Raw genomic sequence first — 239 nt, 5'->3', positions numbered from 1 at the left:
ATATATTTTGCACAAAGTGCTGATCCTGTAGGCAAATATACTAAAGAATATACCAAGGTTTTTTTTAAAGCTTGGGAAATTAAACAAAACTCCCCCTACAAAGACTATAAACCCAAGTATCTAGATCCTAACTTTTATACAGGAGAGAGATCCACTCTTTTAGAATTTAAAGATTGGCAAAGCATATATTTAAAAGATCCTATAAAAGGAGCTATTGCTCCTTGGACTAAAGCAGAAAA

General features: G+C 32.2%; 1 pseudogene. It reads left to right on the top strand.

The features are described from left to right. Positions 1-239 (top strand): annotated as a pseudogene (locus ELQ16_RS09895) (hypothetical protein); the annotation flags it as partial.

Source organism: Campylobacter sp. US33a (genome assembly GCF_004378855.1).
In the GTDB taxonomy this organism is placed as follows: domain Bacteria; phylum Campylobacterota; class Campylobacteria; order Campylobacterales; family Campylobacteraceae; genus Campylobacter_D.
Note: the sequence above shows the minus strand (reverse complement) of the source record. Positions and strands in the feature narration are given on the sequence as shown.